The 15,611-nt window shown below is 54.5% G+C and carries 14 protein-coding genes and 1 tRNA gene; 4 read left to right on the top strand and 11 right to left on the bottom strand.

Features of this window, described 5'->3' with window-relative positions:
- Position 1 precedes the first annotated feature (1 nt).
- Genes Q0O33_RS08345 through Q0O33_RS08335 form a run of 3 tightly spaced genes read right to left on the bottom strand, consistent with a single transcriptional unit; the run spans position 2 to position 4,978 of the window.
- Positions 2 to 1,255 (bottom strand): sarcosine oxidase subunit beta family protein, encoded by a 1,254-nt coding sequence (locus Q0O33_RS08345; RefSeq protein WP_295498208.1) that lies wholly within the window; start codon positions 1,253 to 1,255, stop codon positions 2 to 4.
- On the bottom strand, positions 1,252 to 2,466 hold the full coding sequence (locus tag Q0O33_RS08340) for an aromatic ring-hydroxylating dioxygenase subunit alpha (RefSeq protein ID WP_295498205.1): 1,215 nt from the start codon (positions 2,464 to 2,466) through the stop codon (positions 1,252 to 1,254). The genes Q0O33_RS08345 and Q0O33_RS08340 overlap by 4 nt, the downstream gene beginning before the upstream one ends.
- Positions 2,467 to 2,470: 4 nt before the next feature.
- Positions 2,471 to 4,978 carry an FAD-dependent oxidoreductase gene (locus Q0O33_RS08335; RefSeq protein WP_295498202.1) on the bottom strand — a complete coding sequence of 836 codons (2,508 nt, stop codon included), beginning with the start codon at positions 4,976 to 4,978 and terminating at the stop codon, positions 2,471 to 2,473.
- Between the two features lie 237 nt (positions 4,979 to 5,215).
- On the opposite strand from Q0O33_RS08335, the gene purS reads away from it, so the two are divergent.
- Positions 5,216 to 5,446: a phosphoribosylformylglycinamidine synthase subunit PurS gene (gene purS, locus Q0O33_RS08330; protein ID WP_295498199.1), complete on the top strand. Its 231-nt coding sequence runs from the start codon at positions 5,216 to 5,218 to the stop codon at positions 5,444 to 5,446.
- Positions 5,446 to 6,111 carry a phosphoribosylformylglycinamidine synthase subunit PurQ gene (gene purQ, locus Q0O33_RS08325; RefSeq protein WP_295498196.1) on the top strand — a complete coding sequence of 222 codons (666 nt, stop codon included), beginning with the start codon at positions 5,446 to 5,448 and terminating at the stop codon, positions 6,109 to 6,111. The genes purS and purQ overlap by 1 nt, the downstream gene beginning before the upstream one ends.
- Here purQ and Q0O33_RS08320 read toward each other — a convergent pair.
- Positions 6,064 to 6,468, bottom strand: coding sequence for a hypothetical protein (locus Q0O33_RS08320; RefSeq protein ID WP_295498193.1), 405 nt, complete (start codon positions 6,466 to 6,468; stop codon positions 6,064 to 6,066). The two genes, purQ and Q0O33_RS08320, sit on opposite strands and share 48 nt — an antisense overlap.
- 6 nt (positions 6,469 to 6,474) lie before the next feature.
- Positions 6,475 to 7,206 carry a queuosine precursor transporter gene (locus Q0O33_RS08315; RefSeq protein WP_295498190.1) on the bottom strand — a complete coding sequence of 244 codons (732 nt, stop codon included), beginning with the start codon at positions 7,204 to 7,206 and terminating at the stop codon, positions 6,475 to 6,477.
- Between the two features lie 58 nt (positions 7,207 to 7,264).
- Between Q0O33_RS08315 and Q0O33_RS08310 the strand changes: the two genes are divergently transcribed.
- A tRNA-Arg gene (locus Q0O33_RS08310) sits at positions 7,265 to 7,341 on the top strand.
- A 45-nt stretch (positions 7,342 to 7,386) separates the two neighbouring features.
- Here the strand turns inward: Q0O33_RS08310 and Q0O33_RS08305 are convergent.
- On the bottom strand, positions 7,387 to 8,841 hold the full coding sequence (locus Q0O33_RS08305; protein WP_295498187.1) for a carotenoid oxygenase family protein: 1,455 nt from the start codon (positions 8,839 to 8,841) through the stop codon (positions 7,387 to 7,389).
- Between the two features lie 19 nt (positions 8,842 to 8,860).
- The gene (locus Q0O33_RS08300) at positions 8,861 to 10,354 is read right to left on the bottom strand and encodes an aldehyde dehydrogenase family protein (protein WP_295498184.1); all 1,494 of its coding nucleotides are present in this window, start codon (positions 10,352 to 10,354) and stop codon (positions 8,861 to 8,863) included.
- Positions 10,355 to 10,498: 144 nt separating this feature from the next.
- On the opposite strand from Q0O33_RS08300, the gene Q0O33_RS08295 reads away from it, so the two are divergent.
- Positions 10,499 to 11,683 carry an acyl-CoA dehydrogenase gene (locus tag Q0O33_RS08295; RefSeq protein WP_295498182.1) on the top strand — a complete coding sequence of 395 codons (1,185 nt, stop codon included), beginning with the start codon at positions 10,499 to 10,501 and terminating at the stop codon, positions 11,681 to 11,683.
- Between the two features lie 23 nt (positions 11,684 to 11,706).
- On the opposite strand, the gene Q0O33_RS08290 is transcribed toward Q0O33_RS08295, so the two are convergent.
- The 4 genes from Q0O33_RS08290 to Q0O33_RS08275 all read right to left on the bottom strand — a co-directional run bounded on the left by Q0O33_RS08290 (position 11,707) and on the right by Q0O33_RS08275 (position 15,278).
- Positions 11,707 to 12,111 carry a hypothetical protein gene (locus Q0O33_RS08290; protein WP_295498179.1) on the bottom strand — a complete coding sequence of 135 codons (405 nt, stop codon included), beginning with the start codon at positions 12,109 to 12,111 and terminating at the stop codon, positions 11,707 to 11,709.
- A 136-nt stretch (positions 12,112 to 12,247) separates the two neighbouring features.
- Positions 12,248 to 13,168: an Hsp33 family molecular chaperone HslO gene (locus Q0O33_RS08285; RefSeq protein WP_295498175.1), complete on the bottom strand. Its 921-nt coding sequence runs from the start codon at positions 13,166 to 13,168 to the stop codon at positions 12,248 to 12,250.
- Positions 13,168 to 14,094: an ornithine carbamoyltransferase gene (gene argF / locus Q0O33_RS08280; protein ID WP_295498172.1), complete on the bottom strand. Its 927-nt coding sequence runs from the start codon at positions 14,092 to 14,094 to the stop codon at positions 13,168 to 13,170. Before argF ends, Q0O33_RS08285 begins: the two co-directional genes overlap by 1 nt.
- The gene (locus Q0O33_RS08275) at positions 14,091 to 15,278 is read right to left on the bottom strand and encodes an aspartate aminotransferase family protein (protein WP_295498169.1); all 1,188 of its coding nucleotides are present in this window, start codon (positions 15,276 to 15,278) and stop codon (positions 14,091 to 14,093) included. The genes argF and Q0O33_RS08275 overlap by 4 nt, the downstream gene beginning before the upstream one ends.
- Between the last annotated feature and the right edge of the window lie 333 nt (positions 15,279 to 15,611).

The following is a 15,611-nucleotide window of genomic DNA, read 5'->3' as shown; positions in this document are numbered from 1 at the left end:
ATCAATGCGCCACCGCTGCTGCTGCTGCTTCGTCAATAAACCGGCCATTGCGGAACCGGTCGAGATTGAACGGCGCGTTGATACTGTGCGGCTCATCTTTTGCCATTGTGTAGGCCAGCAAGTCCCCTGCACCCGGCGTGGCCTTAAACCCGCCTGTGCCCCATCCGCAATTGACGTAAAGGCCTTTGACCGGTGTCTTGCCCAATATGGGGGAACGATCCGGCGTCACGTCGACAATGCCACCCCAAGTTCGCAACATCCGCATCCGCCGGTAAATCGGGAAAATTTCGCAAATTGCAGCCAGCGTATGTTCCACAATATGCAGCGCACCGCGTTGTGAATAGCTGACATACTGGTCCGTTCCCGCGCCGATCACCAACTCGCCCTTGTCCGACTGGCTCATATACGCATGGACAGTGTTCGACATCACCACGCACGGAAAAGTGGGCTTAATGGGTTCCGACACCAGCGCCTGCAGTGGGTAGCTTTCGAGAGGAAAGTCTAGCCCCGCCATTTGCATGACAACCGACGTGTTACCCGCCGCCGATACGCCAACGCGCTTTGAGGCGATATAGCCCCGAGTTGTCTCCACACCCTCGACCGCGCCATTTGCGCCTCGACGGATACCCGTGACGGCACAGTTCTGAATGATATCCACACCCATAGCAGCCGCTGCACGTGCATAGCCCCAGGCGACCGAGTCATGCCGCGCAGTGCCACCGCGCCGTTGCAGTGCGGCCCCCAAAACTGGATGACGCGCATCTGGCGATATGTTCAATGGCGGACAATAGGCTTTCGCCTGTTCGGGCGTAAGCCATTCATTATCAACACCGTTTAGGCGATTGGCATTAATATGCCGTTGCAAGCTTTGTACGTCATGCACATTGTGCGCGAGCATCATGACGCCGCGCTTGGAATACATGATGTTGTAATTGAGTTCCTGACTAAGGCCATCCCACAATTTCACAGCATGATCGTAAAGATGCGCGCTTTCGTCATACAGATAGTTGGAACGGATGATCGTCGTATTGCGTCCGGTGTTACCGCCACCGATCCAGCCCTTTTCGAGCACGGCGACATTATTAATGCCGTATTTTTTGGCGAGATAATAAGCTGCGCCGAGACCATGGCCGCCACCGCCGACGATAATCGCGTCATAAGCTGGCTTTGGCGCAGCATCGGGCCATTGTTCAGGCCAATTTTGATGCCCACCAAACGCTTTGGTAAACAGGCTTAACGCACTAAATCGTGTCATGATTGCACCTGCGCAAGCGCAGCTTTCGCACGGCTCACGTAGAAAGCCTTAAAGTCATCAACCAGCTTTTCCTCCAGTGCATAAGGTCCTTGGACATAGCCGTCATTGGCAATCCCGCGATGGTTAATAGCAGAAAAGTGACCGTCTTGTTCATTGGTTTTACGCCATAAAGCCGCCAGATGATCGGGATCATAATCGACACCCTCAACCGCGTCTTCATGCACGAGCCAGCTAGTCCGCAGCATTGTCTTGTCGGGCCCAATGGGCGTCAGCGAAAATGTCACAACATGGTCACAGCAGAAATGATGCCAGCTATTGGGCTGCGTCCAAACCGATAGGCTGGAAGTTTCAGGCGTTGTAAATGGGCCAATGAGTTTCTGACACGCAAGCTTGCCATCAATCGATTGCGTCACAGCACCGTTTGCCAATGCCAAACGCGCAACGCGATGCCACCAGCCATCGGGAAACTCGATTAAATCATGGTCAAGGCCCAATGCCTGCCATTCTGCACGCTTTTCTTCCAGATAATCATCGGCCGGCGCATCCTTGCCAAAGCCAGTGGTGCCGAGCACGCTTATCAGTTCGGGATGACCGACATCGCAATGATAGCATTCGCGATTATTCTCCATCACCAACTTCCAATTGGCGTCTTCGATATAGTCATCTTGCACCGCGACCTTTAGCTTTTCGAGGTCATACACTCCGATCTGTTCTGCAATGTCAGCTTTCACACGATCAATCGGCGGCGGATTTTCGTCCAAGCAGATGAAAATCAGCCCGCCGACATTTTCCAGCGCCACCGGCGACAGGCCATGGTCCGACTTGTCAAAATTCTCCGCCATGCTGCGTGCGGCCAACAATTGCCCATCAAGACCGTACGTCCATTGATGATAGGGACACATCAAACGTGGCGCACGCCCCCTTTGCTCAAGGCAGATTTTTGCACCGCGGTGCCGACAACTGTTCCAAAACGCCCGCACCTCATTTTCGCGCCCTCGCACGATGATGATGGAGTTACCCGCCAATTCGAAAACGAAAAAATCGCCCGGATTCTTTATATGGGCGACGGTGCAGGCATATAACCAAACCGATTTCAGCATGACCTGCGTATCGAATGCGAACGCTTCATCGCTAACATATAGGCTACGCGGAAGCGTGTAACCTTGACGGTCATTAGCAAGCCAGTTGGCGACGGGAGCAAAATGCGACATGGGTTTAGCTTCTCAACGCTGCATTATCGGGGTCGAAGGGCGAGTCCGTTATGATCGTCGCTTTATGCCGAACCCCTAGAATGACAATGTCCAATTCCGCGCCCGGGACAGCCAAATCCGGACGGATCATCGCAAGGGCAAGCGACTTTCCAACGCGCCAACCATAGCCACCGGACGTCACGCGGCCAACCACGTCTTCCCCATGATAAATTGGTTCCGACCCGCGCGCGTCTGCATCGGTGACACCATGCACTTCCATCGTGACCAACTGGTTCGCACTGCCGCCTTCTTTCCAAGCCAACAGCGCCTCGCGTCCGAAAAATGAGGGTTTCTTGAGGCTGATGAAACGGTCCAAGCCGCTTTCATAAGCGGAATATTCAACCGACAATTCGCGCGGGATAAGCTTGTAGCTTTTTTCTAGCGCCATCGACGTCATCGCGCGGATGCCAAATGGCTTGATCTCGAATTCGGCACCAGCCTCCATCAATTTGTCGAAAATATAATTCTGCATTTCAATCGGGTGGTGGATTTCCCAACCTAGTTCGCCAATGAAGTTAACCCGCAACGCGTCGACTTGCGCGAGGCCAATGCTCATTTTCTTACCCGTCAGCCATGGGAAGGCTTCGTTTGACAAATCCGTATCGCTCAGCTTTGCTAGCACGTCACGTGACCTTGGGCCAGCAAGTACTAGGACACCCATAGATGTAGTCAGCCGTTCGAAATTGACTGAGCCATCTTTTGGCATAGCCTTTTTCAGATAGTCATGGTCGTGCCGCTCATATGCGCCAGCCGACACCAGATAATAACGCTGCGGTGCAGCTTTATAAACCGTGAACTCACTGCGGACGCCACCTTTGTGTGTGAGCAGATAGGACAAGTTTACCCGTCCGACCTTTTTCGGAACCGCATTTGTCAGCAATTGGTCCAGCCAGCTTTCCGCACCCGGACCTGAGATCTCACATTTGGCAAAAGCGCTCATATCCTGAATGCCAACATGCTTCGTCACGTGCAGGCATTCATTGCCCACATGCTCGAAATAATTAGAACGGCGGAACGACCATTTTTCACGGACGGGTTCACCGGGCACAACGGGATGATTGTCGTTCAACAAGACATCAGGCTTTTCGAGATCGGCTTCGCTTAAGCTATATCCAGCGGGTGCAAACCAGTTGGGGCGTTCCCAACCAAACACGCTACCAAACACCGCACCAAGTGCCTTCATCCGATCGTAGCATGGCGTGCGCCGCAATGCCCGCCCTGCCTCGCGCTCCTCATCAGGATAATGGACCGTGAAGACCTTCGCATAGGCCTCTTCATTCTTTTGAACGAGAAAGCCCCTGCCTGCATAATCGCCAAAGCGACGCGGATCGACACCCATCATGTCGATGGTGGGCTCCCCGTCCACAATCCAATGCGCCAACTGCCAACCAGCGCCGCCTGCGGCCGTAATCCCAAAACTGTGGCCTTCGTTCAGCCAAAAGTTTTTGAGGCCCCATGCAGGGCCAATGATCGGCGATCCGTCGGGCGTATAGGCAATCGCGCCATTATAAACTTTCTTGATACCGACCTCGCCAAAGGCCGGCACGCGATTCATTGCCGCGACGATATAAGGCTCAAGCCGTTCTAGCGCGTCGGGGAACAGTTCATATTCGCTGTTCGCCGCAGGGCCATCGACATAGCAAGCAGGCGCGCCAATCTCATACGGCCCAAGCAAAAGGCCGCCAGCTTCCTCACGCATATAATAGCTCGCGTCAGATTCGCGCAGCACGCCCATTTCCGGCAGGCCCGCCTTTTTGCGTTCCATGATTGCGGGATGCTGGTCGGTCACCAGATATTGGTGCTCGACCGGAATGACAGGGATATCCAACCCAACCATCGCCCCTGTTTGCCGCGCAAAGTTACCCGAGCAGGATATGACATGCTCGCAAGTGATGTCGCCCTGATCCGTCGAGACCAACCACTCGCCATTGGGTTGCTGCGTAATGCCAGTAACCGTTGTGTTGCGATAAATCGTCGCCCCACGCTGCCGCGCACCTTTTGCCAGCGCCTGCGTAAGGTCAGCAGGCTGAATATAGCCATCATCGGGATGCTGGATCGCGCCAATGACACCGTCCATATTGGCAAGCGGCCAAATTTCTTTAACCTGTTCCGGCGTTAGGAAGTTGACATCAACACCAATGGTGCGGGCAACGCCGGCATAATAATGATATTCATCCATCCTGTCCTTGGTCGTCGCCAGTCGGATATTGGTGACCTGCGATAATCCCGCATGCAGACCTGTTTCGGCCTCCAAAGTTGGATACAAAGCCACCGAATATTGATGCAACTTGCCGACGGAATAGCTGAGATTGAATAGCGGCAGAAGCCCGGCGGCATGCCATGTTGACCCCGAAGTCAGTTCCTTGCGTTCCAGCAAGACAACATCGCTCCACCCCATTTTGGCGAGATGATACAAAGTGCTCACGCCTACAACGCCGCCACCAATCACTACCGCCCGTGCCGTTTTTTTCATTTTATCCACTCAACTTTATTGGGAATTGGCTATGTCAGATGACATGGCGGTGCCGCAATTGGATTGCGCCGCAATCAGGTATGTATAGTTTTTTCTAATGTTAAATATTAGCTTTTAACATGATTTCCAAACGCCAAGCTTTCTAAGCCACGTTAAAATGCGAACGAGGTCAGCTTAAGCTTGAATCGCACGGGACGGCTTCTATAGAAACGGAAACTGACAAGTGGACGGGTACCGATGAAAACGCGTATTTTTGTAACATTAAAAAACGGTGTGCTCGACCCGCAAGGAAAAGCCATCCATCACGCAATTGAGGGCTTAGGTTTTTCGGGCGTTCATGACGTGAGGGCAGGACGCCTCATCGAAATCGAGCATGAACCAGGCGTGTCAAAGGCTGATCTGGAAACAATGTGCACAAAGTTACTGGCCAATATGGTCATTGAGAATTTCGAGATCGAGCAAGCCTGATGCGCGCAGCGGTTATCCAGTTTCCGGGCTCCAATTGCGACCGTGACATGGCCGTGGCCATTCGCGATATTACAGGCGCTGAAACAACTTTGGTCTGGCACCGCGCTAGCGAATTGCCTGATGGACTTGATCTGATCGCTATTCCCGGCGGCTTTTCTTATGGCGACTATCTGCGCTCTGGTGCCATGGCTGCGCGCTCTCCGGTCATGCAGGCGGTCATTAAGGCTGCAGAACGCGGAATCCCCGTTCTGGGTGTGTGCAATGGCTTTCAAATTTTAACAGAGGCCGGTCTTTTGCCCGGCGCGCTTATGCGCAATGCGGGGATTCGCTTCGTGTGCCGCACGGTTGGCTTGACAGTTGAAAACAATCGATCCGTTTTTACCAGCGGCTATTCAACCGATGAACTTGTCCAAATTCCCGTTGCGCATCACGACGGCAATTATTTCGCTGACAGCGATACGCTTGATAGACTTGAGGTCGAAGGCCGAGTTGCCTTCCGTTACGCCGAAAACGTCAATGGTTCGGCCCGCAACATTGCGGGTGTGCTAAACGCAGGCGGCAATGTGCTGGGCATGATGCCACACCCCGAACGGATGACCGAAGCCGTGCATGGCGGGTCAGACGGACGTCGCTTGTTCGAGGGGTTGGTGCGTCAAATCGCGTGACGTCGCGGCAGGACTTGCCGGTTCCGTTTTCTTTCGCGGGAATAAGAAGCGTCCCAATATCAAGATCAGCGTTGGCCAGAACATCGTGTTGTAAATATCATGCAGCGCTGCATCCATTGTAGCCTCACCGGGTGCAGCGCCGCGCAAATCGGCATATTCATTGAACAACTCAGCGATAAAGACGACTAGCCAACACCACAGGCTGACCGGCCGTCGCCGCAACACCAATGCCGACACGCATAAAATCAAAAGCGACCCATGAACATGCATCGCATCATTGGTGAGGCCAACCGTTTCGATCAGCCAAAATTTATAGCTGACCCAATGCTCGGCCAAAAGCTGTAAACGATCCTGCATGGCATCCTAAATTTTTGTTTTGAAGGGTGAAAAATTCATGCCCTTGTCGAATATTTCTACGCCTTCTTTGCGCTTCAACCAGCCTACAACACCATAAGTTACCGGCGTCAACACAACTTCCCAGCCCACTTTCAGCAGCCAGTTGGTGATCATAACGCTTATCACCTGCTCATTGCTCCATACACCCCAAAAGGCGAGCGGATAGAAAATGAGGCTATCGATGCCTTGCCCCACAATCGTTGAACCAATGGTGCGCGACCACAAATGCTTTCCAGCAGTCCAAATTTTCATGCGTGCCATGACATAGCTGTTTACAAACTCGCCCGCCCAAAACGCGGTGATGGAGGCAATAACGATCCGCCAGACTTGGCCAAACACGCTTTCATACGCCGCTTGCCCGTCCCAACCGGGCGCAGGCGGCAGGGCCACAACGACCCAGCTCATAAACGCCATGAACAACAGCGCCACAAAGCCAACCCAGATGACACGACGCGCGCGCGCGTAGCCATAGACTTCTGTCAGGACGTCACCAATGACGTAGCCTAACGGGAAGAACAATATCCCAGCGCCAAAAATCCATTGCTCGCCTGATATTGTCAGCGCCGCAGGCTTGGCTGCACCGATGATGTTGGATAGCAACAAAATGGCGACAAAGGCCGCCATAACAAAATCATAATAGCGAAACTGGCGACCTGTGAGATCGCTTGCGCTGTGAGAGATAATTGGAGTGTCATGCATAATTTGACATAAGCAGCTTTGCGTTCGCGCGCAAAGCCGTTATTGCGCCAAGCAGCGCGCGCCCTTAGCTCAGCTGGATAGAGCGCGAGACTTCTAATCTTGAGGCCACAGGTTCGACTCCTGTAGGGCGCGCCAATTGCAAACCAAAATGTCGGCCCTAAGGATAGCAATAACTTTGCATTAAAGCGCCGCACGATCCATCCAATGCGCATGGGTCCCGCTGCTGATCTTGTGCGGAAGGGCAATCCGGCACACCGGCCCCTCCGCAAAGCGTTTGCAGTCAATTAAAATGCATTCAGATGTCCCGCAATTTTCGTCAGTGACAAAACTGACGAGATAGCCATCATCTTCGTCCACCGCACCGATGCGGGGAGCGAAGGGTGCTTCACTGCCGTAGCGCCCTTCCGCAAGCTCTATGGTCCAGGACTCGCCCGTGACCATGTCGTGCTTCACAAAACCGTTAAACAGGAACCAGCCGGGCTTAGACGTAGTGCTATAGGCATAACGATAGGGTTGTCCAAGATAACGCTGGTTCATCATCCCGAATTCGAGGATGCGGTCATCGAGCCGCTCTTCGCGCGTTGTGCCATCGGCCAAGTTAAACCGCCACCGGTGCAGTTTTGGTTTAAAGCTATGTTCGTCGACATAAGCCATCATATGACCATAGCCGTCCGCATTTTCGAGTGGCGGCGGATAAGGGTCTTCTTCGAAATAGCCGTCGAGTATGACTTCATCGCCATCTTCATAGGCATTGATGAAGTGCAGGACGAAAGTAGGATCCGCCTCAAACCAGCGAATTTCCTCTGGCTGTCCATAACGCGGAATGAGCGCAAAGCGCGACGGCAGCCCTTCGTGCAACCGGGTCACATGGACATTACGCTTCAGCAATTCTTCATCCCAGAACAAGGGGAAGTCGCACAATATTGACCAGTTTTGCGTGAACATCATGTCATGCGGCAGGCGCGGTCCGGGCAGCGGGATGGGCACATAATGCGCCAGCTTGCCAGTGCGATCAACCACGCCATAATGCATATAGGGCGCATGTTTCGAATAGTTGAAGAACAACAATTCGCCAGTGCGCTCATCGACCTTGGGGTGCGCGGAAATACCATCAAGCGGCACCCAAGACGCCACGCCCTCTTGCTCCAGCGTTTCGGGATTCAGGACATAGCCCTCCCCGCATTGGTAGAAAGTAGAAACAGCCTTGCCCGCGTGCACAATGATGTCCGTGCTGGAGGAATCCTTGAGGCTGCCATGCGCGCCAAAGCCTGGGCGTTTGGATACCCCCGTTTTATCCATCAACCCGCCCCATAAAGACCCGCCAACATCCTGCTCCGCTTGAAAGCATCGCGTGCGGACGAAGCGATTGCGATAGCTTGCCTTGCCACTTGAAAAATCGATCTGGTGGATCATGCCATCGCCGTCAAACGGGTGATAGCGGCCAAGGGGTTGATGCAACTGATTTTCGGTGTTGCGCAGATAGATGCCATCGATGTCGTCGGGAATGCGGCCCTCAATCACATCAAGATCGGTCGCGGTGACTTCTTCATGCTGCGGCGTCCACGCCCCGTTGAGATAAGGATGGTTGCTGGGTTGCAGCGTTGATTTCACCGGCGGCAGTTTTTCAACGCGCATCTCACTCTCCTCTGGGCGCTCAGCCTATGTCGAATGTGACCCCTTGCGCAAGGGGCAGATTGTCGGAGTAATTTATCGTGTTCGTCGCCCGTCGCATATAGGCCTTCCATGCGTCCGAACCGGACACCCGGCCGCCGCCGGTTTCCTTCTCTCCGCCAAAGGCACCGCCAATTTCTGCACCTGACGTTCCAATGTTCACATTGGCAATGCCGCAATCGCTTCCTTCGGCTGACAGAAATTGTTCGCATTCCCGCATGTCGGTTGAAAATAGGGAGGATGACAATCCTGCGCCCACGCTGTTTTGCAGGGCAATGGCGTGCGCCAAATCATGATACCGGAAGATGTAGAGAATAGGCGCAAACGTCTCCCGCAATGCTGGGCCATCCTGCGCGGCCATCTCGACGAGCGCGGGGCGGACATAGACGCCCTGCATCTCGATGCGTTCGCCGCCGCTAATGTGCCCGCCAAGTGCGCGGGACTCATCCAGCGCGGCTTGCATCCTAGCAAGGGCAGGCTCGTCAATCAGCGGACCTGCAAGATTGTAGCCGTCTAGCGGGTCACCCACCGCCATCGAACCGCTCGCCGACTTCAGCGCGCTGACAAAACTGTCATAGATCGCGTCATGCACAAAAAGGCGGCGTAAGCTGGTGCATCTTTGGCCCGTTGTGCCAAATGCCGAAAACAGCACGCCGCGAAGCGCCAGCCCAAGGTCAGCCTTGTCACTAATAATTGCCGCGTTATTCCCGCCAAGTTCAAGGATGGTTTTGGCAAAGCGGGCTGCGGCCACTTGCCCTACCTTTCGGCCCATTTCCGTGCTACCTGTGGCGGAGATCAAAGCGATGCGCGGGTTAGCAACCAACGCTGCCCCTATATCGCGCCCGCCCTGAACGACTTGCGTCAAATGGGCCGGCGCGTCGCCAAAAGCGGCAGCCGCCTTTTCAAAAATGGCTTGGACCCCAGCCGCCGTCAGCGGCGTTTTTTCCGATGGCTTCCAAATGACGCTATTGCCACACACCAATGCCAAAGCGGCATTCCATGCCCATACCGCGACCGGAAAGTTAAATGCGGAAATAACAAGAACCGGACCCAATGGATGCCATTGCTCCATCATCCGGTGGCCGGGCCGTTCGCTGGCGATGGTCAGACCATGCAATTGCCGCGAAAGACCCACGGCAAAATCGCAAATGTCTATCATCTCCTGCACTTCGCCAAGCCCTTCCGACAGCGGCTTTCCGCAGTCTATGGTGACAAGGCGGGCAAGTTCGGCCTTATGTTCACGCAAAGCATTGCCAAATAGCCGGACAAGCTCCCCACGGCGCGGCGCAGGAACGCGGCGCCACTTCAGAAAGGCAGCGTTTGATTTTACAACAGCATCGTCAGTCTCGCCCGCCGTTGCGGTCGCCACCGCTCCGATGCGACTGCCATCAATTGGGCTGTGCACAGCAAGATCACCATCATCAACAGCGCAGCCCAGCGTTTCGAGAAGCGTTTTCGTTTCGGCTGCTAATGCCATTGATATCCCCAGTCATTGTTTGCATTTCCATAAAGCATGGCAAGGCGCAGAGTTGATGGCAAGGGTTGCCGCCTTGCTCGCACGCTTATAAAGGCAAACAGGAAGCAGGTCGCTATTCAGCAGGCCTCCCCAATGGAGATAATAATGGCCGAGTTGGCAGCATTCGATTGGTCTGACCCTTTTCGTCTGGAGGAACAACTGACCGCAGACGAACGTATGATCCGCGACAGCGCGCATGCCTTTGCGCAAAGCGAATTACAGCCGCGCGTCATCGACGCCTATCGGACCGAATGCGATGCACCTGAATTGTTCCCGTTGATGGGGCAGACAGGCTTGCTTGGCGCGACCATACCGGAAGAATATGGCGGCGCTGGTGCGTCTTATGTCGCCTACGGATTGATCGCCCGTGAGATTGAGCGCGTCGATTCCGGCTATCGTTCGATGGCGTCAGTACAGTCGTCGCTCGTGATGCATCCCATTTATGCTTATGGGTCGGAAGAACAAAGGCGCAAATATCTGCCGGGCTTGGCGGCAGGCACGCTGATCGGCTGCTTTGGCCTGACGGAGCCTGATGCCGGCTCGGACCCTGCGGGCATGCGCACCTTCGCTAAAAAGGTTGATGGCGGCTATGTCATCAATGGATCGAAAACGTGGATTTCCAATGCACCTTTTGCCGATGTCTTTGTCATCTGGGCAAAATCCGAAGCGCATGGCGGCGGCATTCGCGGCTTTGTGCTGGAAAAGGGCATGAAGGGCCTTACGGCGCCGAAAATTCAGGGGAAGTTGTCGTTACGCGCATCGACCACGGGCATGATCATGATGGACAATGTCGAAATTGGCGAAGACGCGTTGCTGCCCGATGTGCAAGGATTAAAGGGCCCGTTCGGCTGCCTCAACCGCGCCCGGTACGGCATCAGTTGGGGCGCATTAGGTGCAGCCGAATTCTGCATGCACGCCGCGCGGCAATATGGTCTGGATCGCCACCAATTTGGTAAGCCACTCGCCGCCACCCAGTTGTATCAAAAGAGACTCGCAGACATGATGACCGATATTGCCATGGGGCTTCAGGCATCTTTACGCGTTGGCCGTTTGATGGACGATGGCCAGCTTGCGCCAGACATGATTTCCATCGTTAAGCGCAACAATGTCGGCAAAGCGCTCGATATCGCGCGCGCGGCCCGCGACATGCATGGCGGCAATGGCATTAGCGAAGAATATCAGGTCATGCGCCACATGGCGAACCTGGAAACGGTCAACACCTATGAAGGCGCGCACGATGTCCACGCGCTGATATTGGGCCGCGCCATTACCGGTATTGCCGCTTTCTGAATTTAAGCCGTTAGGGGCAGAACCTAGCACGGGCCGATTTTTCGACCTTCCGCTGAAAACGAAAATGGCGCGTTGTTACGGATGCCTTGCGATTGGATATGGATGATCCGACTCGATTCCTTGCGGATAGTCGTCAACCCCTGACCATGCCCTTCGCAGCTGTAACTGACCGTCAGGGAATTTGGGCTTGAACGCACGACATATTGTTCGCACGCTAAGCCGCTATGTTGGATTTGGGTAAGGCTTTCCGATTTGCCAAGGCAGATTTTGGAAGTCGGCAAGCTCCCGCCCGTTGGTCGTAATTGCCACATTCCCCGATCAAGTGTGTCAAGCAAAGCCATATCACCATCTGGTTTTGCGGCACCTGCCGCTGCCAGAGAAAGCAAAAACACACATGGCAAAGCATAAAGACGAAAAATTTTGTTCATAAGCTTCTATCCGCAAACTAGCCTTATACAGCGAAGCGCCCTGTTTTTCGTGTTCTGCATAACATCATTTGCGAGTTTTTGCACGTTAGTATCTGGTTCATGAACGATCAATGAAGCGCTGCCGTTATTGTGCAGTTCAGTTGTTAAAACTGGCAAGGCTTATCGGGAAACGGCGCGAACAAAATTCGCAGTCGACGACGATGTCTCCGGCATCATCCGCCATTTCGGCGCGGTCAACTGCAGGAAATTTGGCAATGACATCGCGGATGTGCACGGGGTCACAGCGGCAGCCCTTTGACAGAAGATCGCCTTGCTCAATGCGCACTTCCTTTTCTTCATGAAACAATCGCCAGACGATTTCCTCAAGCGGAAGCGCCGGGTCGACAAGCTCGGCGGCGGCGATGGTCGAAGACATGATTTCGATATGCGCCCACTCGGGATGGTCGAGCCGCACATGTAACCGCTCGCGACCTTCTTCCCCCTCTGGCAAATGCTGCACCAGCAGGCCACCCGCCACGCAGCGGCCATCGACATGATCCACAGCAACACGAATGAAGGTCGGGATTTGTTCGGATTGCACAAAGTAATTTTGCGCCGCATCCGCAAGCGTTTCGCCTTCAAGCGGGACAATTCCCTGGTAGCGCCCCCCGCCTTCGCTCGGCGGCTTCATCCGGTCGAATGTGATTGCGAGATAGCCTTGTCCGAAGATACCAAATAACGTCGAATCCTTCGGCAGGGCAGCGGCAGTCGCGACATCAAACTGCGCATAACCGCGCAATGCGCCATCCTTATAGTCGCAGGCCAAGAGCCGAATTGCGCCCTTTTCCGTCTGCGTTTGCAGTGTGAGCTGGCTCCCCGGCTCCTTCAACGATGCGCCTAACAAAGCGGTCAACACCAATGCTTCGGCCAATGTCCGCTCAATCACAGGTGGATAAGCGTGCGCAGCCAGAATTTCGCTCAGCACGTCATCCAGACGCACCAAACGTCCGCGCGCATCCCGCGTCGGTATCGAAAAGCGTAATGGCTGGTTGGACAATGTTTCCGATTGCTCGGTCATTATAATTTTCCAAGGCACCACAATAAAACGGACTTTTGCGCATGAAGCCTATTTTCCGCTTCATCCCAGATAACAGATTGCGGCCCGTCAATTACGGCATCGGTTACTTCCTCGCCGCGGTGGGCCGGTAGGCAATGTAAGAATTTGGCATCTGCCTTCGCCAAGGCCATCAGACGTTCGTTCACCTGATAGGGCATCATCGCCGCTATCTTGTTATGCGCATGCTCCTGCCCCATCGACACCCATGTGTCAGTCACAATCACATCGGCGTCCGCCACCGCTTCGCTTGCGTCGCGGGTAAGCGTGATATTTGCGCCAGCGGTCTTGGCGGCTTCTATGAAATTGCTGTCGCTTTCATACCCTTCGGGAACCGCAATACGCACGTTAAACTTGAACAACCCAGCGGCTTCCACCACCGAATTCAGCACATTATTGCCATCGCCAAGCCATGCAATTTCAAGCCCCGGCAACGTCTTTCGATGCTCGATAACCGTCAACAGATCAGCAACAATCTGGCACGGGTGGGACAGATCGGTAAGGCCGTTGATGACGGGCACACTGGCGTAATGTGCCAGTTCTTCGACCTTTTCATGATCATCCGTGCGGATCATGATGGCGTCGACATAGCGAGACAATACGCGCGCCGTGTCGGCAATGGTTTCACCGCGGCCAAGCTGCATCTGCCCCGATGCCATGAAGATACTGTCACCGCCCAATTGCTTCATCGCCATTTCAAACGAGGTGCGCGTGCGGGTTGAATTTTTCTCGAACACCATCGCGAGCGTATGACCGGCTAACGGGGCATCGGCATCCGATTTGCCTTTCGGCCAGCTGGCCCGCGCGCTCTTCCTGAGCATCGCGTCTTGCAACATCGCCGCGATTGTGTCGCCACCAGCGTCGCTCAAATTCAGAAAATGCCGCGTCATGCTGCTTCTGGTATCTGGTAGCTGGCAGCGCCCGCCGACAGCTTTTCCATGAATGTCTGAATTTCGTCATCACCGATGTTCAGCGGTGGTAAGACGCGGAAGGTATTGTCACCCGCCGCCACCAACAACAACCCATGATTGTCGCGCAAATGCGCCACAAAAGGACGGGTTTCATGTGTCATCATCACGCCGAGCATCAGGCCCTTACCGCGAACCCCATTAAACAAATTCGGATAATTGCCGATAAACTGTTCCAGTGTTGAACGCAGCTTTTCGCCTGTCGAACGCACCTGCGCCAGAAATTCCTCGTTCGCGACGACATCCCAAACCGCCTGACACGCCGCCATTGCAAATGGGTTGCCGCCATAGGTCGATCCGTGCGTGCCCACAACCATACCGCGCGCGGCCGCTTCGGTGGCAAGGCATGCGCCGACCGGAAAGCCGCCGCCAAGGCCCTTTGCCGTCGCCATGATATCCGGAATGATGCCATATTGTTCATACGCATACAGCGTACCTGAGCGCGCCACGCCGCATTGCACTTCATCCAAGATCAGCATGATACCATGCTCATCCGCCAGCGCCCGCAGGCCTTGAATGAAAGCATCTGAAGCAGGCCGAACGCCGCCCTCGCCTTGAATGGGCTCAACCAGAAACGCCGCGGTCTTTGGTCCGATGGCGGCTTTTGCGCCTTCCAAATCGTCGAAATCGACATATTTGAAGCCTTCAAGCAACGGCATGAAGCCTTTGTGCATCTTCTCTTGATTGCTTGCCGAAATCGTCGCCATCGTCCGACCATGAAAGGCGTTCTTGAACGTGATTATCTCGAAACGGTCGCTGCCTTGGCTTTGATGATACGCGCGTGCGGTTTTAATCGCGCACTCGACAGCTTCGGCACCCGAATTTGTGAAGAAGACCGTGTCGGCAAAGGTCGTATCGACCAGCCGCTGCGCGAAGGCTTCGCCTTGCGGGCTACCATAGAGGTTAGACACGTGGATCAGCGTTGCAGCCTGATCCTGAATGGCCTTGGTCAGATGCGGATGGCCATGACCCAGCAAGTTCACCGCGATACCAGCGGCAAAATCCAGCGCGCGACTGCCGTCTTCAGAAATCAACCAAGCGCCTTCACCGCGCACCGGCCGAAAACCGCAACGCGGATAGACTGGCATCAAGGGCGTAATCGTCATGGTTTTCTTCCTTCCGACCAAATGTTTGGCATATTCCAAAAGCCAAAAAGCGGCCCGTTGGGACCGCTTGTTTCTGTCTTCCTGCTATAGGCATGCGGAAATGGCAAATCAAGCTATGCCTCTGCGTCCCTGTCGCGCTTAGCAGCCGCTATCCGGCGCTTCAAATAGCCATAGAGCAACAAATGTACGCCCACCCAAAGCAGGATGCATATGATGATTATTTTGGCGAGCGTACTCATATGCCATCCATAAGGCTGCTTGGAGCCTGAGCAACGCTGATACCAAGCGAAAGTCTGCAGGGCGCGCGATCTTTGCGCACACTCACTCCACTGT

It is taken from the genome of Sphingorhabdus sp. EL138, from assembly GCF_945862485.1.
Classification (GTDB): Bacteria; Pseudomonadota; Alphaproteobacteria; order Sphingomonadales; family Sphingomonadaceae; genus Sphingorhabdus_B.
This window is presented reverse-complemented; position numbering and strand designations above follow the sequence as displayed.